Raw genomic sequence first — 23,126 nt, 5'->3', positions numbered from 1 at the left:
GCTCCCACAGGGGTTTTGTGTTGAACACATTATTCGTGAACACCACAGACCTACTGTGGGAGCAAAGCTTGCTCGCGATGGGGCCAGTCCAAGTGCCACATTTTTTCAGGAGAAAACCAAAAAGCCCCGCCATTCACATGGCAGGGCTTTTGTTTTTCAGCGCTCGGTCACTCAGACCATCGGGTCGCCAACGTGCAGGATTTTCATCCCGTTGGTGCCGCCGATGGTGTGGTAGCTGTCGCCCTTGGTCAGGATGACCCAGTCACCGGTCTGCACCACGCCGCGCTTGACCAGCTCATCCACCGCCGCCTGGCTGACTTCGCCCGGTTGCAGGGCGGCCGGGTCGAACGGCACGGTGTAGACGCCACGGAACATGGCGGCGCGCGCCTGGGTTTCGCGGTGCGGGGAGAACGCGTAGATCGGCACCGAGGAGCGGATGCGCGACATGATCAGCGGCGTGTAGCCACTTTCGGTCAGGGCGATGATCGCCTTCACGCCCGGGAAGTGGTTGGCGGTGTACATCGTCGCCAGGGCGATGCTTTCGTCGCAGCGCTCGAAGGTCTTGCCGATGCGATGGCTGGAAGTCTTGCTGGTCGGATGCTTTTCAGCGCCGATGCAGATGCGAGCCATGGCCTGCACCGCTTCGAGCGGGTAGAGGCCGGCGGCGCTTTCGGCCGAGAGCATCACGGCGTCGGTGTAGTCGAGCACGGCGTTGGCTACGTCGGACACTTCGGCGCGGGTCGGCATCGGGTTCTGGATCATCGACTCCATCATCTGGGTCGCGACGATCACCGCTTTGTTGTGGCGGCGTGCGTGCAGAATGATCTTCTTCTGGATGCCCACCAACTCGGCATCGCCGATTTCCACACCCAGGTCGCCACGGGCCACCATCACGGCGTCGGACGCCTTGATCAGGCCATCGAGGGTTTCGTCGTCGGCCACGGCTTCGGCGCGTTCGATCTTGGCCACCAGCCAGGCAGTGCCGCCGGCTTCGTCGCGCAGTTGACGGGCGTATTCCATATCCGCTGCGTCACGCGGGAAGGACACGGCCAGGTAGTCGACCTCCATTTCCGCCGCCAGCTTGATGTCGGCCTTGTCTTTTTCAGTCAGGGCCGGAGCGGTCAGGCCACCACCGCGACGGTTGATGCCTTTGTGATCCGACAGCGGGCCGCCGATGGTCACGACGCAGTTCAGTTCAGTAGCGGTGGCGGTCTCGACGCGCATCACCACGCGACCGTCGTCGAGCAGCAGCTCGTCGCCCACGCCGCAATCCTTGACCAGGTCCGGGTAATCGATGCCGACCACCTGCTGGTTGCCTTCGGTCAGCGGATGGCTGGTGGAGAAGGTGAACTTGTCACCAATCTTCAGCTCGATGCGCTTGTTGGCAAATTTGGCGATACGGATCTTCGGGCCTTGCAGGTCACCCAAAAGGGCAACGAAGCGGCCGTGCTTGGCGGCGAGGTCGCGCACCAGCTTGGCACGAGCCTTGTGCTCGTCGGGGGTGCCGTGGGAGAAATTCAGACGGGCAACGTCCAGGCCAGCCAGAATCAGCTGTTCGAGAACTTCCGGCGAATTACTGGCCGGGCCAAGGGTAGCGACGATTTTGGTGCGACGGACGGACATGCAAGACTCCTCAAGTTCAAGCGCCAGCGAAGGCTACTATGCTCTTTGGGTGTAGTCATTGTTCATATGCACTACTTTTTCGTTTGTTTTTCGAAATGAACATTCCTGAAAATTTTTGCGCCTTAATAAAAAGAAGATGAACCCCTTTGCAATGGGAACTCATCCTGTAGGAGCTGCCGAGTGCAACGAGGCTGCGATCTTTCCCCAGACAATTGAATCTCAAGCGAAAGATCAAAAGATCGTCCGAACGCGGCCCGAGCCTTCGGCAGCTCCTACAGATTTTTCCACCCAGGTCGATACAGAGCTCAAGACAGGAGAACCTCCCATGCGATTCGTGCTTTTCGTTGCCCTGGCCCTGAGCGTCACGGGCTGCACCCGTTGGTCGATGAACCACCACATGAACCTGGCCTACAAGGCCTATGACCGCGGCAATTGCGAACAGGTCATGCTCGAGCTGTCCAAGGTCGACCGCGCCAGCCGTGCTCGCCGCTATATGCAGCCGGAAGTCTCGATGCTGCGCGGCCAGTGCCTGGAACGGCAGAAGCTGTTTATCGATGCGGCGCAAACCTACCAGTTCATCATCACCCAATACCCCAACAGCGAATACGCCTTCCGCGCCCGCGCCCGGCTCGAGACGCTGCAGAGCCTGGGCCATTACCCGACCCGCAGCGCGTCGGCGATCCGTCCGACGGCGTCCTGACAGGCTCACCCAGTCATGGCCGGGGCGCTCCCTGGCCACGAGCGGCTGGCGTGTTTTCGTTCATGAAAGGTTTGCGCACGGACTGGCTGCTGTACGACCATGAGCTATATTTGTACAAATCGTCACTAGAGCTAAATCTCTAACTTCACGCGGCACCTGTGACCGGCAGCAGCAGGGCCGAGACGCTTGGAAGCGTCTGGCACCGGGATCGGGGAGAGCGAGCCGACGTATGCTCGTTCCGAAGTATTAGGTTGCCCCGGTTCGGGGTCGTTCAAAAAGCGATACCAGACATGTACAAGAAGCGGAGAATCGAACGGCAGCAGTTGCCGTGTTTCCTGAGAGTGTTTAATGGTGTCAACGGCAAGCCCATCGGTTTTTTGGGCAACGTCTCTGCAGATGGCCTGATGCTGATCAGCCATTTACCGTTGATGGTCGGCGCAGACTTTGACCTGCACCTGAAAATCCCTTCCGATGAGGGACCGCAGCAGAACATTATGCTCAGAGCCAATTGCCTGTGGTGCCGCGAAGACGTGACGCCGCAGCATTTCGACGCCGGTTTCCGCCTGCAATGGGCGCCACCGGAGTACGGGCAACTGATCAGCGCGTTGCAGCAATATTTCAGTTTTTATTCGTTGCCGGAATCGGCTTGACACTGCTGAGTGTGGAGCTGTCGAGTGCAACGAGGCTGCGATCTTTCTCCAGACAATCGAGTCTCAAGCGAAAGATCAGCAGATCAAGATCAAAAGATCGCAGCCTCGTTGCACTCGACAGCGCCTACACGCTTATGCAGCGGCTACAGGGGGCGCTTCAGCGCTGAATCTTCGCCTCGTTATCCATGAACCTTTCCAGCAACAACATCCCCATCTCGCCCATCTGGTGAATCACCAGGGCCAGGTTGCGCGGGGCGCCTTCCAGGTCTTCTGATAAATCCAGAATCAGCGTGCTCACCGAGCAGAAGGTTTCGTAGGGAGGCGCCGGTAAGCCTTCGGGGAATGCTTGTGCACATCACTTTTGCCTCCGGGCGGCTAAACCCGATGGGTTCTGGGGGATCTGTAATCCGTTGCGCAGGGCGTTGTAGTCAGTTGGAGGATCCTTACAAATTTGGTTGCCGTTGATCGTGACTGTCAGGTTCGACAGGTGTCCCCTAGGCCGGACAGGTATTCACTACTCAAACGGTCGGAAAGAGCGGTTGGCGACGAAAATCGTGGATTTACATTCAAGCAGGATTTGAAATGAAAACTGAAAATGACATGAAGGATAAGTCTAGACAGGAACCTGCCTCCAGCACCGTCGAAGTAACCGCGTGGGGGGGCGATAACAATAGGCTATGGGCAAAGCTTGAAGTGAGATACTGGTGGTCGGCGGACGGTAGAACATTTACCGCTGAAACGCTTCGCTACCAAGTGGATCCCAATAACCGCAATAGTGGTGATGTGTACTTTAGGATAGAGGCGGAGGGTGATTCGGGATGGAGCACATTAACTACCACTGCCAGGCAAGATGGGCAATGGCACTCACTGACTTCTCAAACGTCAGTCGCAGGCAACTCCAGCTTTGCAGATATCTCATTTCATTATGACTATGACGTAGCCTTTGCCCCCGATCCGCGCCTCAGGGGCAGTGTGCGTGTGAAAAGAGATACTCCCTATATTGATATTGAGCACTGATTTTCCTTTGAGCAAGATGGTGAATGGAAAGATTTGTCGAGGGCGTATATGGCGACGGTAAATGCCATATCCGCAAGCGTGCATTTTAAATATATATATGATCGGGTCGGTGCACCTGGCGTCGTTATGGAAGGGGTGGCGGTGGAGTTTTCTACGGGATTTTTCCATCTTCGGAAATGTAACTTCTAATGACTAAGCGAAAGAGTTACGCTTTTTTGATTCGAATATGTAGGGTTGTAACTACGTCGCCGGCTTGGTCTCCTGGGCCACTTTGCAATAAGTGAGGCTGGCCCGCTTTGACAATAAAGCTGGTTATTAGGGCTGAAAAAGATAGTTATTGGGCAGGGCAGGGCAGGGCTGGAGGTTGAGTTGTTGGCTGTGGGGTGGAACATTCTTTTCTTGTGGGAATGCTGAGTTATCGAGCTGAGTTGTCAGCAGGGAGTCACGTCACGGGGCAAGGCCAAGACGCACAAGCTGGCGGGCTCTAGCGGATCAGTAATCAGTTGCGCAAAGCGATGTAGTCATCCACGTTTCCTACATTGGGTCCTACCGTTGGTCGGGACTGTCAGGGTTGACAGTTATCCTGGTACTTGGGGGGGGATTTACTGGGCTCGAACTCTTTTTTATAGGGTGCAGTTACTCGGAGCGAGTCTTGCGCTACAGGAGATAGTTATGAGCGTTGATAACGAATCTGATAAACACCCGTCAGCCGATGTAATGCAAGGAAATGGCGAAGAGGATGACATTGATGGAGGTGATGAACGGGCGAGAATGAACGGGCGCACGATAATAAGAGCGACAAAAGATGGTTACTGGGCAGATTACGAATTGGACCATACTTGGTCAGCAGATGGTTCCACCTTTACTCTCCGATCCTCTCGATATAGGGCCGCAGATAATGGCCGTACTTCAGGAAATGCTTTCGCAAAAGTTATCACGTTGGTCGACCCTGAATGGACAGCGCTGACGGGTGATGATGCTGTTCAGGACGAACAATGGCGCGGTCTGGCTAAAGTAATCACTGTTAATAGCTACAAGCCTGATCATAGTGTCACTGTGGGCTTTTATTTTATCTATGACAGGAGGGGCGTGGAAGATGTCCATATGTATGGATATAAAGACTTTCCTTTCGTTCCTCAGGCGCCCGTTATTAATTCCATGCAAAATGTTCCGGGAAGACGATTTACTGTATCTGGGAAAGGTGGCGTCGATAGGGTAGGTATCATCCAGCTTCACCAGACTAATAATAACAATCCTATAGGCGCCCCGGCTACGGTGGAGTCGAATACTTGGTCTACCGAGATTAATTTGCCTTCAGACATTAGGGGTATTGACTTGTATGGCCGGCAGAAAATTGGCGAAAAGTGGTCCGGCAAGTCCGTAAGTACCGGATATATACACGTGGCCGAAGTGACAACCCCCTCTGCTGGTTCGGTGGTGCTGAGTGACGCCGAGTTTTCTGGCCGCGCAGCCCCAGGGACCAGGGTCAAGATGGTCAAAAGCGGCAGCCCCAATGAAGAGGTTACGAAATATTATGACGTGCGTGATGATGCCCAATGGAAGTTAGAACTCGATCCGCCATTGGCCAGCGGTAAGCATCGGTTAACGGTTTGGTTACGGCTGAATGGTTTTGCTGACAGCTATACTTCTAATCTGGAATACGAGGTGCTCGGTATTCCCGCTATAACGGCTCCGGAAGTAAACAGTACACAGTCGATTCCCTTTACGCTCTCCGGCAATAATGGGTTGAGCGGCGCTACGATCAAAATTTACCGCTCTGATGACAGTGCAAGGGACCCGAAAGGCTCAGGATCGGTGGACGGCAACGGCTCTTGGTCTGCCACAGTGGGCAAGCAGTTGCCTTTTGGCCGGGTAAGCCTGGTGGTAGAGCAGGAAAAGGGAGGTAAGAAATCTGGTAACAGCGCACTCCGTCAATTCATCATTCCACCCAATGTACCTACAATTAATTTTGATACCAATAACGGAGTCATTCGGTTGTATGGTACCGGGCTGGCCGATGCTCGATTGGATATCCATTTTAGAAATAACGCTACGCCGTATCTTGATACGGTTGTTGAACAGGATGGTACTTGGGAAAAAGATATCCCAGCAAATCTAGTTCCGGGTTCCTACGCGTTTTCGGCACGGCAACGCGTTCCGGATGGAGGTGGGTGGATTTACTCAGGCTATTCCTCTAATTTGTCGGTTGAAGTTCCTGTCCCCCGCCCGACTGCGTTAGAAATCAGACTGGCGGGGCAAAAGCCAACTTTCTTGGGGCGGGGGCTTCGGTGGGACGGCTATAACACCTACGTCCGGATATACAGTGATAAGTCTCCCATTGACGGTGTGTCGGATGCCGACGTCGGGAATAATTTGCAATGGCAAACTACGGCAACTAAAGATCTTGCTCCTGGCCGCTATACAAAGTTGAGTGCTCAGCAAGTAGTCAATTCAACAAACTCAGCGCACACGGATGATCATGAGATAACGATACCTTCCCCAATCCCCGGATTGAGCGAGCCTAAGGCGGCTCCTGAATACACCACTCAACGCCCACTGTTTGAGGGCACAGCTTGGCGGGGATCCACTGTCGAGCTGAAGTTTACCGACGGGCCCGCTTCTATCCCCCTGACGGCGCCAGACGGCACCTTCCGCCATCAGGTCAATGAAGACTGGGCGCCTGGCTTATACACCGTCACGGCGACAGCTTCGTTTAACGATCAGCCTGCAGAAACCGTTCGCAGCTTCCTGGTCAGGACGCCGAAACCCACAATCACCACCTCCGGCTCAGTCGACATGGATCCGCGCATCGAAGGCACTGGTTGGCCCAGCGGATGGGTTGTCATCCATAAGGGGGACAACACCGTGTTGGGCGAGGGACCAGTAGACGCGCAGAGCAGGAAGTTTTCGGTGCAATTAAGTCAACAGTCGCAAGGGATACTCGTCGTTTACGCCAAACAAGCGCTGGCGCAGGACAGCACGAATATTTCCGAGGAAACTGCACGGGTGACGTTGACCGTGGAGATAAGGGCTCCGGTCATACAGGAACCGTTAGTCAAGACGACGCGCACGTCGACATTCTCAGGGACTGGCACGACGGGCGGTACCGTTGAATTTTATCTTAACGACGTAAACGATCCGATTGTCGATGGGATACCCGTTGAAGGGGGCGAATGGCGAACGACACTCGAGCTGCCTGCGGGCAACCCCAAGCTTGAGGTTGCCCTCCGACATTTTGGGGTACTCAGTGCGAAGCAGCTCCACCCCATTACAGTGGTCCCGGCGCCGCCCATTGTCGATACCCCATTGCCAGGCGAGGCGCTGGGCGATGTGTTGCACATCAGCGGCTTTGGCTTCCCCGAAGACCAGATCCGCATTGACAGGCGTAGTGATCAGCAGGTGCTAGGGAGAACCACAGTCACGCCAGCCTGCACCTGGACGGCCAGTGTTAAAAACGAACTGGTGAATGATGACGATACGATCGGCGCCTTCGCTTCCGCAGGCGCAGGGCTGGATTCAACGTATTCACCCTGGTTAAAGCCCACTTTGCTATTGAAAGACCTGCCCCACTTCACCGAACCGCTACCAAATGACCGGGTCGGGCTCAGGCCTTGGTATGCCGGCATCGCCACGCCGAACGCGACCATCAGGGTGGCGTCCTGGTTCAACACCGATGAACTGCTGGCGCCGTCCACCGTGGCCGATCAGTTCGGACGGTGGCAGGTCATGGGCAACAAGGATCTGCCGGAAGGCCCGACACGAGTGGCGGTGCGTCAAACCATGAATAGCGTTCATTCACAATGGGTCGAGAGTGGGCGTTTCATCGTGGAAAAAATGCCTGCGGGGTTCAGGCCCCCAACCGTCGATTATCCGCGGTTGGGGCAGGAGGTCGGGCGTTATCCGATGTTCTCGGGCAGCGGTGTACCGGGGGCTAGGATCTATATCTGCGAGGAAGGAAAATACGACCCGCCGTTGATCCCGAACTGCTGGGTCGGGCGTGACGGAAGATGGGCGGTGCAGTCAATAGTCGAGTTGCCGATCAAGGATGACTTCAAGTATTCAATCCAGCAATACCGTGATGGGGCGTCATCGCTTTGGCTCACGCCCAATCGCGATATCAAGGTGATCCAAGTGCAAGAAGGATTTGCCCAGGCGGTCATCCATACGCCGGAGAAGGAGACGACGGTAGAGCGGCGGCCACTGTTTGCCGGCACCGGCACGCCGGGGGCGTCGCTTCACATTTTCTCCAGATCCGAGGAGGACCTCTACCGCAAATATGGCGAAACCCAGGTTGATGCCCAAGGGCACTGGTCGATGCGCAGCGACGTGCAATTGGACGTACGGTCGCACGCAATTTCCTGCGTGCAAAAGCTCGATGGGCAAGACTCGACGAAGCCGGCGACCGTCAATTTCACTGTGACCGATGTCATTGACTTGCCCGTCGTGACCAGCCCGGCCTCTGAAGATGAGTCTGTCCCGCCTGAAGCGGTGATCAGGGGGACGGCGATGCCAGGCGTCATGATCAAGCTGGCCACCAGTGGGGATGAGAGCATTGTGTGGGGCACTACCGTTGTTGATGAGCTAGGGCAGTGGGTCATTGTTACGAGGCCGCTACCGTTGGGTCTCTTTATTATGGCTGCACTTGCCTACAAGGATGATGGCACGCGCTCCTATTGGCGTCAGTTCAAGTTCACTGTGCGGGATATAGGCTGATCCGATCCTTTTTTGACGATGGCTACTTTCCGAACGGGTGACAAAAGCCAGACAGGCGGCCCCGCAAACTGTCAGTCCTGACAGTAGATGTCGCCTCATTTTCAGCGCTAAATCCATCAAACGACAGTAGTGCCAGCCGTTCGCAGGGCAACGGTGTAGCAGGAGCTCAAGCAAATGAATGCATCTGACAACCTCCCGGTTCATCAGTTGACCAGGGCTGTACTGGGCCAGGAACGCCTGGCTGTGCTCTCAGGCTTGAACCAATACCTCGCAAAAAACACCAGTGTCTTCGATTTAATCAAGTTGAAACACGCCCAATTACGGGCGCTTGGCTTGAGCCGCGATGAAGCTCAGGCGCTGTTGGCCCGCGGCAATGCCCTGGCGGTTTACGTGGCCCGGTTTTTTCGTGAGCAAGCCGCTCCGGGGGCGGCCAACCGGCGCAACGAGAAGGCGCTGGTGGGCTTGCCCACTTACATGAACCTGTTCAATCCGGATATCAAGGGCAGTGCTCCGGCAGGCGCCATCGAAAACCGCGCCTCGACTACGGCTTACCTGGTGGCTTTGCGCGAATGGGTGCGCGATTACATCGAGGGCAACGGCCCCGAGGTCATACCTTTGCCTCTGGAAATGCGTCGACCTGACGTGGACGAGCTGTTGCTCAACGAGATGGCGGTCGACCGACGCCTGTCGCGTCTGGAAATTGCCAATTCGGTACTTGAAGCCCAGATCAAGGCCAAGGAAAACATCATCGACGTCAAGGCCTTCTTGCGCACTTGTCGTTATCACAACAGCCTGCCTTACGATCACGACTGGGAAAGCATCACCCACGTGGTGCGCACTGCGATCGAGGACGGATCGCTGGGCGATGTCATCCGCCATGTCGATTTGGATTACCCCTATTTCAAGAATCCGGGGGCCAAGGGGCAACGGGCCGATGTCGCCCAACAGTTGGGCATCGGAATCGGGCCATTGCATTTGTCGTTGTTGCTGGAGTCCCCGTATTTCAGGCTCCGTCCCGATCCGACCCGCACGTTCATGAGAGTAGACCCGCGAACCCGGTTGATCGATCCGGCACCGCAGGATTATGACTTTTACCGGGACAATTTTGGCCACCTGGCGGTGGGGTTGCTCAGCTTGCGCCAACTGAGAATTTTCAGCGAGTCAACACGGCTCGATCAGCGAGGGGTCGACGCTTTGCTGGGGCGTGGCGCTTTCACACCTGAACTTTCTGCCAACGCACCGGCCTTGGGCGAGCCAGGAACACCGCAGACGGGTGTTGATGCGGGCGCCGTTTATATCCATGGCGGGGAGTTGCCTGAGATTGAATTGCGCCCAGATGGCATCCCCCAAGGCACGTTCATGTTGCATCACGTTGGCGAGACGGATAATCAGGAACGAGTGATGGGCCATCGCATGGACCGGATCAACCGCAAGTGCCGGCTGGATCGCATGCTGGGCTTGCCTAGCCATCAAGTCGACCGCTTGCTCGTCGCCTCGATGCGTGCCGAATACCGGGGTACGGGCAATGGCGAATTCTGGATCCGTTCCAATACGCTGCGTTGCCTGGGGCTGTTCAAGGCATTGAGTACCCGTTATGGCTGCCAGGCCGAGGAGTTCGCGGCTTTCATCGATGTGTTGTCGGTACATGGCCAAGATGGGCAGTTGTCACAATTCGACCGGGTCTACAACCGGCATGCGATGTACGACGAGCCGTTGCTGATCGATGATGGTGAGTTCTCGATTGCGCCGCGAAGCGAGGCCGATGGGCGAACCGTTCACCAGATATGCAATGCCCTGGACATCAATTTCGAGACCTATCGGTTCCTGGCCTTGGTGATTGCCGGGGCGTATGGGTTGAGAACGCAATTGCAGCGCAGCCTGAGGATCCTCTCCAGTTTCTGGCGCTTGACGCATCTGGCCCGGCTCGTCGGCATGACGCCTATCGAGGCGACCGCCTTGCTGCAGACCATGAGCGATGGCGAAGGCCTGGTTGCCCTGCTGGCGGGTGAGCCGGTTGTAACGATCCATGGCATGGAGGATGGCGCGGATGCGTTGAGCGCCATCCAGGGATTGGTGGATTGCGCCCTTTGGGCCCAGGACTACGATCTGTCGGTGCTGTGGCTGGTGCGCTATGTCAATCCGGTGCATGTGCCTGCCGTCTGGACCGAAGGCCAGGAGCAGTTTTTGCGGCAATTGCGCAGCCAGGTGTTGGCGGTTCGGGTGCTTGAAGCCTCTTTGCTGGAAGAAGGCGCACCCCCGCGCATTGAATGGTTGCCACTGCTTCAAAATGAGAATCTGGTCGATGGCGAAGGCTTGGTGGTCGGTAGGCATGACGAGACCGAAGCGCAATACCTCGCACGTACTCATGAGACGGTCCGGAAAATAGTAGAGGAGGCCATCACGGAGCCAGAGTCGCGAGAGCCGCTGCAGGACCTCATCATGACCCTTCTGCTGCGTTGCCGGGACGAGCAGCGGACGGTCGTGGAGGAGGGCGTTTCAGTCTTCCTGAAGCTCGACTCATTGTTGGCCGCCCAGATCATGCGTTGGTCGCAAGGGCATGCCTATGACTTCTTGCAGAAGGCGATGGAGCTGTCCGAGCTCCAATCACCCTTGGCACGGCGTCAGCAGGAACCTGAACCTTTCTTGAAGATGCTGGCGGAGCTCGAGCGACGCGGCGAAATCGCTGTCCGGCTGGGCCTGAGCCCGCAGATGCTCGATACCCTACTGACGGGCGAGCAATATCAATGGTTCAGTCTGGAGGGCCGCTACGAAATCACGCTTCAGACGGTGTATTACCTGGCGCTCTACAGCCGCATCGTCAGTCGTGTTCGCGAACCCGAAGAGAAAATGCTGGACTACCTGCGTCAGGTCAACGAGCTGACCGACGACATGAGCGAGGACGGGATGCGTCTGGTCCGCGATGCGGCCGCTGACAAGCTGGCAACGTACCTGGGCTGCGGGATCAAGCATGTGTTGGAATGCGTGCAGCACATCCAGGCGCAACTGGGCGAGGACGACGCGCCCGTCAAGCCGATGTTGAGCAATCTGGCGCAGTTGGATGTGCTGCTGCGCACATTGGAGTTGGCCAAGAAGGGCATGGACGCTACCGCTGCGTTTTCCATGGGCTCGCTCGATCCGCTTGATAGCGACGCGGCCTTTGCTGCCGCTGCGCGCAATGCACTGGAAAGCCTGACCCAGTTCAACTCCGCTACCGGCGTGCCGGATTCCGCTGAGGTCGGCCAGAGCGTCACTACCCGGTGTCTGGTGGATAACTCACGATTGATCGCCAACGTGCCTGAAGAGGTGGCGGAGTTCGAGTGCACCCTGCTCGATTTCTATGGCGAGCCCCTCAAAGGCGTCGACGTCTACTGGGCTACTGATCTGGGCGCCATCCTCACCCCTCAAACCCGCACCGATGACCAGGGGCGGGCACGCGCGCAATTGCAATCGGGTGGGCGAATGGGGACGGCTCATGTTTCGTTCAATATTCCATTGCATGAACCGATCTACGGGCCGTCGGTGGTGATCGATTGTGATGAAGACACGTTGGTGGTCAATCCACGAAGCCAGTGGCCAATTTCCGGCTCCGTCCCTCCAATACTGGCGGGGTTACGCGGAGAACAAGAACTGAGGGTCCGGATGTACGATCGCTATGGAAATCCTGGGGCGTTGCGCAAAGTCGAGTGGTTTACGACGCTTGGCCAGATCCGGCCCAACGAATCGTACACGGACAAAGACGGTTGGAGCCGTGTGTGGATTTCCAGCCAGCAAGCCGGCAGCGCAACTATCAAGGTGACAAAAGAGAACGGCGAGGGATTCGATTTCACCTACCAACCCGAATTTGTCGACAAGCCGCGCATTCTTGACAACCCATACGCCTTCAGCGTGGCGCTGGTGGGGCAACCGTTGAGTTTACGTTGCCTTGTGGTGGGGCTCGGTGGTGAACCGGTCGAGGGGCAAGAGGTGTCCTGGTGGACCAGCTTGGATCCAGAGAGCAAGACTGAAGAGCCGAGCGATGGGCAGGGCATCTCGCAATTCACTCTCGACTCCCCTCCAGCGGGCCAGCTGACTGTTTTCGCTCAGTTGGAAAACGGCCCTCAGGTCGAGCTGCCGGTTTGGGTGGCCAGTACCGCGGTTATCCAACGACATTCCGTGGACAAGCAGCATTCGGTGCGGGGTGGCAAGCCAAGGCTGCTATGGGTCGATGTAACGGAACCGGTCGAGGGTTCGCCGCGACCGTTGGCCAATTATCCAGTGCAATGGACCTTGGTGGCCGAGTCGCCGAAAGGTGCGGTCTTGGAAACGGTTTCCATTGCGACCGATGCCCAGGGGCGGTCCGGCTATCTGTTCAATCCGCAGACGGAGGGAAACTTCAGCTTGACCGCTCGGTTGGCCTTCGATGACGAACAATCCCACGAATTCAAGTTGTCCGTGATCAGGGCTTTTGTATGGAAGGTCGATTTACTGCTCTTGGAGGACGATGAGGAACCTGTACCTATCTTGCCCGGCCTTGGCGAGCTGAACCTGTTCAGAAATGCCCGTTACCGCCTCGAGATCAGCGCTGACGTTCCAGAAACACTGGCAGGCAGCGAAGGGGCCGTGGGGTGGAGTTCCAACTACACCACCCAGGCCCTGGCCATGACGTTCAACCCGCCGTTGGCTACACGCATCACCTTTGAGCAAGACCAACCCTTGTTCGTGGAAATCCGCACTGGCGACGTGCGCAATGGCCGTTTCCAGTTGAGCCTGGTCTGCGATCGCTTGACCGAAGCACTGGTACTCAACGGCACTTTGAGCAGACGCCCCTGACGGACTGCCTTTGACGACAGCTGACCGGGAAGCCCCGGCCGGCCATCACAAGGAGCGTATTCGATGGAATTACTTCAGATCAACGAGCTGACAGAGCGCTACACCGCAGCGATGCTGGAGGCCGTGCTGGGCCAGAAAATCTGGGAAGGGGCTGTCGTGCTGGCGAGTCCCGAGGACCTGAGCGAGTACCTGATGCTCGATACCCAGGACAGCGCGCAGTTGGAGGCGACGTGGATATCGGCGAACGTGCGGTGCCTGCAGCAACATATTCAGTCGGTCTACAGCGGGATGGAGCCAGGTTACGAGGACATCCATTTCGAGCCGGAGGATGTCCAGTATTGGTATCAGATCTTGAGCCACTACAGCACCTGGTCGGCTAACGTGATCCTTAAGGATCAGGCGGAAAATTATATTGTCCCGTCACTGCGCCTGAAAAAGACCGCCCTGTTTCGATCGTTGGAAAACAGCTTGAATCAAATGCGCCTGACCACAGACTCGGTGCAGCGGGCGTTGATGGAATACACCCAGGCCTTCCAGCACATCTGCGACCTGGATGTGATCGCCGGCTATATCGACGGCGCCAATAGCCAGAAGGCGCGTTATTGCTTGATTGGGCATGAGCGCACGCCACCGTACGCCTACTACTGGCGTCCTGTCAGGGTCGAGATCGATAACAGCAGCCAGAGAATCAACCCGGCAGCCTGGGGTGAATGGCAGAAGATCGACGTTGCGACCGCGGACAAGGTGGTGGACATCCGTCCGGTGTATTGGCGCGGACGCCTGGCGTTGGTCTGGTGTGAATGGCGGGAGCGTCAGGTCGATAGCGACGGCAGGGTGCAGATCCCGTGGTCACTGGAAATCAAGGTGGCCTACAGTTTCCTGAACGGCCAGTGGTCGGCCCCTGTGTCGCTGCACCAGCGGTCCTGCGAGCACGACGTTTCCAACGGTCGCCTGACAGCGGTGTCGCTGGGGGATGGCGACCCGCGCGACGACTTGCTGGCGGTTTGTTATACGAACCGGCAATCGTTGGATGGGGCGGCTACGTTCCACGAAATTGAGATCCACGAAACCCGCGATGCGATGTTTCGCAAGGTCGCCGATGATACGGCCACCTTGTTGAAAATGACGTTCGCTCGCTTCCTGGCCCCCAACCGTCTGCAACAGAAAGTGGTGCCGGCCGATTATTCGAAAGTCACGATTGGTTCTGAAGTGGATGTAGCGGGTTCCATCACGGATGAACTTTTCCTGGATGCCATCCATACCCGTGAATATGTTGGCAGCCAACTCTTTGACGTACTCAGGGTTCGTGGACGTTGCAATGCGGTGGAGGAGACAGGTCGGACGATCGGACGGGTTTCGGTCAGTTGGGATGCCGGGCCGCACCGCGTAGAAATTGTCGATGCGGGGGAGCGACGGCTGCGCATCACCATGACCACGAACGAGGAGCCTACGCAAGCCCACACGCTGGAGCTGAAAGAGGCTCTGGTCGATGGTGAGGACGGTAAGGTAACTATTCATGCGTTCCGGACAGACGACTTCAAGCCCACGGAACGGGGGGGCTACGTTGCAGAGGCAGTGGCCGAACTGAATCCTGCTGCGCTGAAGTTGCTTCTGGAAAGAACGATGGGCGAAGTGCAGGCCGGTGCGGGTTTCACCATGAGCGGGGTCGGCGGCGCTGCACTGAACGAGCAAAATCAGGTGGTGCCGAAGATTGCCTATGGCTCGGTAACGTTCATTCTCAGCTACGAGCTCAGGAACAGTGACGACCCGAAGAACTGGGTTTCGACCGGCGTGCTGAGCGGTCAATACGCGACCCCCTGGTTGACGTATCGTCGCCCCGTTGCGACCCGAGACGATGTACAAAGCTTTCCCATCGATTCACCGCTTGTTTTCAAGTTTGGTCAGTACGAGGGGGAGGGGTATGGACGTAACAAATTCAACGTACTACTCAATGAGCAATCGGTGCTCTACCCAACAGTGTCCATCGATAAAAGTGACCCCAGGGGGTCGCAATTCCTGCACTTCGACAGGGCTGGCCAAACGCTTGAGTATGTGCGGGTGAACTCGACCTTCGGCCCGGTGTTGAGCAGCCGCGCGGCGGTTTCTGTGGATGCTTTGCTGGCTTGGGAAACCCAGCACATCGAGGAGTCACCCATGCCGGATGGCACGCAGGAGAAAAACGGGCCGTTCGACGGTTGCAACGGCTTGTATTTCTGGGAGATGTTCTTTCACACCCCCGACCTGGTAGGGACGCGCCTGACTGCAGAAGGGCGCTATCGCGAAGCCCAGGGCTGGTACGAATACATCTTCCACCCGTTGGCGCGGGAAGTTCCGGAATCGTCGGCCGAAGACGACTCCGGGGAAATTGCCGCCCCTGCCTATTGGCGCTGCCGCCCGTTGTGGAATGACCTTGATCCGTCGTACGAAACCGAGGCGCCAACCGACCCGGACGCCATTGGTTATTCCGCGCCCATCCACATGCGCATCGCCTTGTTCTTGCGTTACGTGGAGAACCTGATCGCCTGGGGTGACAGCCAATATCGACGCCTGGACTACGACAGCATGATCGCTGCCAGGCTCAATTACAGCCGGGCGTTGTCGCTGATGGGCCAGGAGCCCAGTATCCAGACCATCTCCACATGGGAACCGACGACCCTCAAAGAACTTCTGGAAAAAGTCAGCGGACGCAATGCACTCAAAGCGTTTGAAGCGAACTTCTCCATTGATTTGGCTGACGTGCCTGCCGGCATGACGGCCACGCCTCGTTTCGAACTGCTGGGCGCGGATCCGTTTCGGCCAGGACTCAACCAGCGACCCGATGCGTTGCGCGCGTTGCTCGGGACGCGGCTGGACAACCTGCGCCAGAACCGCTCGATCGAGGGCCAGCCATTGGCGATTCCGTTATTCAGCCCTCCCATGGACCCCATGGACCTCTTGCGCGCCCAGGGCAATTCCGAATCGGGTGAGAGTCGCAATCCAGGTGGGCAAGTGCAAGTGGTGCCATACAAGTGGCGGACGGTGCACGACCTTGCCTTGCAGGGCACAGAGTTTCTGATGCAACAGGAAGACCAGTTGCGGTCATGGTTGGAGCAACGTGACCGGGGTGAGCTGGAAGAACTGCAACAAAGCCACCTGATTGAAATGGCCGATTATGCCAGGACCGTCCATGAGGCGACGATTGCCCAGCTGGAGGCGACGGCGGCTTCCTTGAGGCAGAGTGAGGACATGCTCAAGGGCCGGGTGCAATATTATCAAGGGTTGATCGAGGAGGGGGTGTCCCCGGCTGAGTATCGAGTGCTGCAGACCAGTCGGGCCGCCAGGGCCCTCGGGACGGGCGCAGGTGCATTGAGAGCGGTGGGCGCGGCCCTTGATATGGTTCCCAACATTTATGGGGTCGCCAATGGCGGTGCGCATTTTGGGGCCGCCCACCAGGCTGCCGCCGAAATCATACAGGTGGCAGCCGATTTCATGATGCGCGAAGCCGACGAGACCAGTGTAAACGAGCAGTATCGTCGGCGTGGGGAAGAATGGGCATTCATGCTCGCTCAGTCGAATGCCGAGGCAAGGGTTCTGCGAGAGCAGATCCTGGCGCAAGAGCACGCGATCGAGGCCGCCCGGGCCAGCCTGCTACAGACTGAAGCGGCCAACACCCAGGCCATGGAAGTGTATGCGTTCTACAAAAATCGCACGACGGGGCGGGAGTTGAGCAATTGGATGGTCGGCCAGTTGAAGACGCTTATCTACCAAGTGTATGACGTAGTCGCCGGGCTGTGCCTGTGTGCCGAAACCTGTTGGCAATATGAAATGGGTGATTTCAAGTCACGGTTCATTCGTCCTGATGTGTGGATGGACACTTACCATGGGCTCACCACGGGCTACTCCTTGAAGTTGGATTTGCTCAGGATGGCCGCGGCCCGTATCAAACGTGATGAGCACCGGCTTGAGCTGGTCAAGACGATCTCCTTGCGTTCGCGGTTGGGCGACAACTGGAAAGACCAGATTACCTCTGAGGGGCAGTTGAGCTTTTCGTTGGATGAACGGATGTTCAACGAAGATTACCCAGGTCACTACTGCCGCCAGGTCAAGCAACTATCGCTGACTTTCCCCGGCTTATTGGGCCCTTATGAAAATGTTCGGGCGGTGCTGGTGCAAACGAGCAGTGCCACGATTCTGGAACCTGATATCGAAGCGGTCAAATACCTGCATGGCGTTAATGGGGCTTCGCCTCAAGTAGGCTCGCTGATGCTGAATCTGCGGCCATACCAACAAGCTGCTTTCTCCGTTGGGCTGGACGACAGTGGCGCGGTTGGGTTTCCTGACGATGATCGCTACCAGCGTTTCGAAGGCACCGGGGCTCATGCCTCCTACCAGTTGACGTTTCCTCGATACTCGTCAGCTTCGCAACGAAAACTGCTGGACTCCCTGACGGACATCATCCTGAGGCTGACCTATCACGCCAAGGATGGCGGCACCTCATTCGCCGCTGAGGTGGAGGCAGAGCTTGTTCCCGAATCTGAGATGACTGCGACGCCCGACAAGGCACCGCTCGCGATTCGCTGAAGGATGACGCAGCCATGAACAGCAGAAATTTTCGCTACGAAGAAAACTTTATTCACAACGGTGACTTTCAAACCGGTTTGGAGAACTGGACCCCTGTTGGAGGTGTCATCAGGTCGGAAGACAGTTGGAACGGCGCCTTAACACCTAACATGCATGCTTATGACGAAGGGGCTGCGAGCCAAATTATCGAGTTGGCTGAGTACCCGCGTCCTCATGATGAAAAAGCGTTTTATGAACTGGAGTTTTATTACGAGGCATACGGCACTCAGGGCGCCACGTTGCAAATTGACGCGGCGGATAAACACGAACAGTGGCCTCTTGTCCCATCGCTCAAGGCCGAGTCTGAACGGCCAGTTGACCCAAATAAACCAAGGGCCATCTCTCTGGTGCGGTACACGCGTCGCCTTGATCTCATTGACCTTTCAGACGATGACCTCAAGGTGACTTTCATCAGCAAGAAGGATAACGGCGCTGACGAACACGGTGTGCGGGTTACCTTTGTGCGAGTGGAGTTGGTGCTTGAGGACCTGCGGCTGAAAAGCCTGACTATCGATGATGAGCCTCAGTCCCTCGAGGAACCATTGCGCCTGTGCTTTGGTGCGTTGGGCGACAAATCGCATCGGCTCATGTTGGAGCCGGCCGATGACAGCGTTTGGCGGCAGACTCAGGCGGGATTGTGGTTGGAGGAGGAAGGCACCAGCCTCCTTGCCGCTTCACCGCCCTGGGAGCACGAGCACCCGATCGAGGATGCATGGGCCATTAGTTGCCGTGTCCCCGCCGACGACGAACAGGAGTACTTGCACCCCGTTCAGGTTCGCAGCCAATACACATCCGCACCCTATGACTTAACCGCGAGGTCGGGCCATTTCCGTCTCGAACTGGCGGTGCTGCAAGACGTCGCTTATTACCCGGTAGTCGCGCTTGAGCAGAGTGTGACGATGCGTGTCAAGGTTCGATCCCACTACACCGAAACCGCTCTGCCCAATCGGGAAGTGACCTGGGCCGTGACTTCCACAAACGCATCGGCTTCGCTCGTGCTGTTCAAGCAGCGTTCCGATGAAAATGGCGAGTCCACTTATACCTTTACACCAACAGTCGCGGGCGAGTATCAGGTCACGGCTTCTGTAGACAGTCATTATAGAAAGGATGATGCCAAGCACATATTTGAGGTGCGTGCCCTGGCGGAAGACCCTTGGGCGACAGCGACGTTTTCGCTGGAAAACACCACCGTTCCTTTTTTGTGGGGAACGCAGCCGGCTTATCCCTGCCGTGGCGGCAGCCATCGAGCAAGCGTCACCTTTGCGGCCGGCCATGCCCTGGCGGGGACCGACCTGATGTTGACGTGGGAGACCATCGATGGCGATACCCCCGTGGGGCTGGGCGTGACGTTCAGCCCGGAGCTGGACGACATGACCGCCATTGATGCTGCGGGCCTGACCTGGAGCATGGATTACCAAGATAAAAAGGACGCCAACTTCAATCTCATTGTCCGCTGCTCGAAGCTGTTGGAGGACTCTCCTCGGCAGAGGATGGAGTTGGCGCATAACTCGCTAGACATCATTGCTGACCGGCAAGTGCCGAGATTTCCTTTTCTGGACGATGATGTACCTCTGCGCTTAGAGCTTCAGGTCTCGTCAAAAATTGAAGGTGTCGAGATAAATCGGGGTATCGAAGTCGAATGGCGAGTCGACGGCGGGGAACCGAATTGGACGGAAACAGGAGACGGGGGATGGTCTGCTCACCTATTTGATTTGTCCGAGCCACGGACTTTTCAGATTGTCGCCAGCGTGGAAAGCCGTTACGAAGGCCAATTCGTCCGGCGCACATTTGACGTCGAGGTCTTCCCTGAAAGTCCGTGGCGATCACTGGTCAGTGTCACGTTGGATGGTAAAGAACCTCAGTCCGCCAGACTGCCGTTTTTTCTCGGCGGTGGGCCTTCGGTACTGCAGGTTGATCTACAGAACGACAAGTTTCTGGATGAAGAAATATGGCTCGAGGTGGGGGGGGATGGCGAGCCGCCTATTGATGCAGTCCCTGACTTTGGGATGAAGCGCGAAATGATTGCAGGAGGGCTGTCATGGGAGATTTCCCCAGTCGCCACTTCCAGTACGGGATTTCCTTTGCATATTTGCCACGAGGAAATGGGGCCTTTTGAATTCCAAGGTTTGTTGCTTTCAACAACCCTGGAAGAAGAGGGGGAGCTGACGTTTGACGGGAGAAAGATCCTCGCAGCCGACAAGATTTATCCCAGCATCGGCGGTACGCACACGTTGCGTTTTGTACCCAAGGCCAGTAGCCCTTTGATCTTGCTTGACGTTGCAGCGCAATGGATATCCGATGCGCCCGGAATCGGGCTGGACCCTCCGGCGAACGAGCCAAATGAACTGCCGTCCAGTGGGGTCGAGTGGAGGCTGACCACCCCCGAAACGGGAACGGCAGAGGAAGCCGAGCTATCGCTGAACTTTCCACAAATAGGCCTGGCCTACCCGCCTGTAACTGTGAACCTGGGACACCATCGATTTGAAATCAGGGGGACGGGACCCGATGCTGAGCCGTGGGTGGGAGAGTCTGTGCGTCTGGAAATCGAAGTCCAGTCACATTACACCAAGGCGCCATTGAGCAATGTTGACGTGACGTTTAGTCATCAGGATGGCGGCTCGGAAACGCGATCCACGGGAAGCAATGGCAAGGCGGAGTTTTGGTTCGAGGGCAAAACATCTGGGCAGGCGCATGTCATCGCCAAGGTCCCAAGCGGCTATTACGAACCTGAGGATTATCCATCCCATGAATTCGTCATCCAAGTGTTTGGACCCTAGTGGGCAGGCTTCAAACGCGAACTCATAGCGCCGCTGATATCTAACCCAACTGACGTGGAGGAGCCTCTCATGTACAACGATAAGGATTCAGTCCGTGACACTCTGCTGATCAATGACGTGCGCGAGGCCACGTTTGATCCGGTCTTGGGTGAAAGCGTTCTTCTGGCGCTCAAGGTCGTCTTGTCCTCCAACCGCATGGCCGCTACTGGGGTGACCGTCACTTTCTCGATTGAGCGAGGGGAGAAAGTATCGGTCATAACGGATGACCAGGGTTGGGCAAGCTACACCTACACCGCCGACACGCCAGGTAATGTGGCCGTGATTGCAAAGTTGACCGGGTGCGACGAACCCATTCATACGTTCCCCCTCAAGGTATTGGCGGCGGGTTTCTGGGACGGCGCAATGTTCCAGTTCGGTGCGTCCGAGCCGGCGGTCTGGGGCACAGAAGCGGCTTTCCCTCGGACGTCTGGAGGCCACACCGTCTGGTTCAAGACCGACTCGGCCCCCTTGCTCGGCCGCCAGTTTTGCCTCGGGTTGACCGGCTATTCTTCTGCCACTGAGCTGGGGCTGACTGTAGTGCCGCCCTTGGGTGAATATCGAGCGCTTCCCGACAATGGAGAGTTAAAGTGGGATTTCAGTTATACCGGTTCGAGGGGCGGTGCCTATGGGTTGAAATTGGCGTCTCCGTTGATACTCAAACACTCACCCATGAACGTAATGTCGTTAGCGCCTGAGGGGAGTCGAATCGAGGGTGCAGAGTGAGGCGTCAATGAATGCCGTTGGAGCAGAACCGAGTCAATGGTCGAGCGACCGCTCTGTAGGCTGATCACCTACAAATCCCCCGCCTTCTTCCACCCCAGATACAACGTCACCAGCTCGGCCCCCAACTCCCCGGGCCGGGCTTGCAGCACCGCCATCCCATGGGCACTCAAGCGCTCATGGAGCGTGGCCCGTGCGTTCAGATAGTCCACCGTCCCGCAATACGCCAGCGCCTCGGGCAAGGTCTGCACCGGCGCTTGGCGCAGCCGGTCCAGCGCCTCTTCCCGCAGGCTCGCCACCAATACCCGATGCCGCTGGCCCAGGCGTTTGACGGCGGTCAGCAGTTCTTCATCGTCCTCATCTCGCAGGTTGGTCACCAATACCACCAGCGCCCGGCGTTTTTGCCGGGCCAGCAGTTGCGTGACGGCGGCCTGGTAGTCGGCGGGGTGTTGGCTGCTGTCGAGGTCGTACACGGTGTTGAGCAACACGTTGAGTTGGCCGGTGCCCTTGACCGGGGCGAGGTAGCGCGGCTGTTCGCTGGCGAAGGTACTCAGGCCGACGGCATCGCCCTGGCGCAGCGCGGTGTAGCTGAGCAGCAGGCAGGCATTGAGGGCATGGTCGAAGTGCGACAGTTCGCCGTCCTGGCTGCGCATGCGCCGGCCGCAGTCGAGCATGAAGATGATCTGCTGGTCGCGTTCGTCTTCGTATTCCCGGGCGATGGGTGTGCGATGGCGGGCCGTGGCCTTCCAGTCGATCTGGCGCAGGCTGTCGCCCTCGCGGAACTCGCGCAGTTGATGGAACTCCTGGCCCTGGCCGCGCCGTTGTCGCTGGCGGATGCCGAGCTGGCTGAGCCAATTGTCCACCGCCAGCAGTTGACCGTCGTAGAGCCTGGCGAAATCCGGGTAGACGCGGGTGTGGTCGACGGCGTCCAGCAGGCGTCTGTCGGTCCACAGGTCCAGCGGGCTTGGCAGGTTGGTTTCGCACCGTTCGAAGGTGAAGTGGCCGCGCTTGAGCGGGCGCAGGCGGTAGCCGACCTGGCTGACCTGGCCGGGTTGCAGCTCGACCGACAGCGGCAGGTTCTCGAAGTCCAGAGCGTCGGGTACATGATCGAAAAGCTGCACGTGCAGCGGCTGGGCAAAGTCATGGCTGATCTCCAGGCGAACTTCGCCCCAGCGGCCCAGGGCCAGGCTGCCGGGCATCTGCCGTTGCACCCGGGGCGAGGGCAGGCGCCTGACGCGCACCGCGTCGAGCAGCGCCAGGGCCAGCAAGGCCAACAGCAACCCCCAGTTGATCGACAGCAGCGTTGATGGAACCGCCATGCCCAGCGCCCGTAGCGCGCCGAGCACGATACTGAGGGCCAGCAGAAGCGCGAGCCAGGTCAATAGCAGGCGCGAGGGTTTCATTGACACATACCCTTTGGGAGAAATGCAGGGCGAGCTTTAGTGCAGAGGGGACTCATGTGGGAGCAAGGCTTGTCCG

General features: G+C 57.4%; 10 protein-coding genes and 1 pseudogene. 8 read left to right on the top strand and 3 right to left on the bottom strand.

What is annotated here, in order from left to right; translation table 11 throughout:
* Positions 1 to 171: 171 nt before the first annotated feature.
* The gene (gene pyk, locus AC09SL_RS10485; RefSeq protein ID WP_058546087.1) at positions 172 to 1,623 is read right to left on the bottom strand and encodes a pyruvate kinase; all 1,452 of its coding nucleotides are present in this window, start codon (positions 1,621 to 1,623) and stop codon (positions 172 to 174) included.
* Between the two features lie 325 nt (positions 1,624 to 1,948).
* On the opposite strand from pyk, the gene AC09SL_RS10480 reads away from it, so the two are divergent.
* Both AC09SL_RS10480 and AC09SL_RS10475 read left to right on the top strand, forming a co-directional pair.
* The gene (locus AC09SL_RS10480; RefSeq protein WP_058546388.1) at positions 1,949 to 2,323 is read left to right on the top strand and encodes a tetratricopeptide repeat protein; all 375 of its coding nucleotides are present in this window, start codon (positions 1,949 to 1,951) and stop codon (positions 2,321 to 2,323) included.
* Between the two features lie 290 nt (positions 2,324 to 2,613).
* On the top strand, positions 2,614 to 2,973 hold the full coding sequence (locus tag AC09SL_RS10475; protein WP_058546387.1) for a PilZ domain-containing protein: 360 nt from the start codon (positions 2,614 to 2,616) through the stop codon (positions 2,971 to 2,973).
* A 157-nt stretch (positions 2,974 to 3,130) separates the two neighbouring features.
* On the opposite strand, the pseudogene AC09SL_RS10470 reads toward AC09SL_RS10475, so the two are convergent.
* Positions 3,131 to 3,298 (bottom strand): annotated as a pseudogene (locus tag AC09SL_RS10470) (DUF6124 family protein); the annotation flags it as partial.
* 257 nt (positions 3,299 to 3,555) lie between these two features.
* Between AC09SL_RS10470 and AC09SL_RS10465 the strand changes: the two are divergent.
* The 6 genes from AC09SL_RS10465 (at position 3,556) to AC09SL_RS10440 (ending at position 21,650) form a co-directional block, all read left to right on the top strand.
* Positions 3,556 to 3,990 carry a hypothetical protein gene (locus tag AC09SL_RS10465; RefSeq protein WP_058546088.1) on the top strand — a complete coding sequence of 145 codons (435 nt, stop codon included), beginning with the start codon at positions 3,556 to 3,558 and terminating at the stop codon, positions 3,988 to 3,990.
* 672 nt (positions 3,991 to 4,662) lie between these two features.
* Positions 4,663 to 8,703 carry a hypothetical protein gene (locus AC09SL_RS10460; protein WP_155742103.1) on the top strand — a complete coding sequence of 1,347 codons (4,041 nt, stop codon included), beginning with the start codon at positions 4,663 to 4,665 and terminating at the stop codon, positions 8,701 to 8,703.
* 174 nt (positions 8,704 to 8,877) lie between these two features.
* Complete coding sequence (locus AC09SL_RS10455; protein WP_058546091.1) at positions 8,878 to 13,512, top strand: Tc toxin subunit A; 4,635 nt, start codon at positions 8,878 to 8,880, stop codon at positions 13,510 to 13,512.
* A 63-nt stretch (positions 13,513 to 13,575) separates the two neighbouring features.
* Positions 13,576 to 18,072, top strand: a complete 4,497-nt coding sequence (locus AC09SL_RS10450; protein WP_058546092.1) for a Tc toxin subunit A-related protein — start codon at positions 13,576 to 13,578, stop codon at positions 18,070 to 18,072.
* A gap of 14 nt (positions 18,073 to 18,086) precedes the next feature.
* Positions 18,087 to 20,888: a hypothetical protein gene (locus tag AC09SL_RS10445; RefSeq protein WP_058546093.1), complete on the top strand. Its 2,802-nt coding sequence runs from the start codon at positions 18,087 to 18,089 to the stop codon at positions 20,886 to 20,888.
* Positions 20,889 to 20,957: 69 nt separating this feature from the next.
* Complete coding sequence (locus AC09SL_RS10440) at positions 20,958 to 21,650, top strand: Ig-like domain-containing protein (protein WP_058546094.1); 693 nt, start codon at positions 20,958 to 20,960, stop codon at positions 21,648 to 21,650.
* A 68-nt stretch (positions 21,651 to 21,718) separates the two neighbouring features.
* Here AC09SL_RS10440 and AC09SL_RS10435 read toward each other — a convergent pair whose 3' ends face one another.
* Positions 21,719 to 23,050: a DUF58 domain-containing protein gene (locus tag AC09SL_RS10435; protein ID WP_058546095.1), complete on the bottom strand. Its 1,332-nt coding sequence runs from the start codon at positions 23,048 to 23,050 to the stop codon at positions 21,719 to 21,721.
* Positions 23,051 to 23,126 lie beyond the last annotated feature (76 nt).

The sequence above is a fragment of the Pseudomonas sp. PF05 genome (assembly GCF_056521845.1).
Note: the sequence above shows the minus strand (reverse complement) of the source record. Positions and strands in the feature narration are given on the sequence as shown.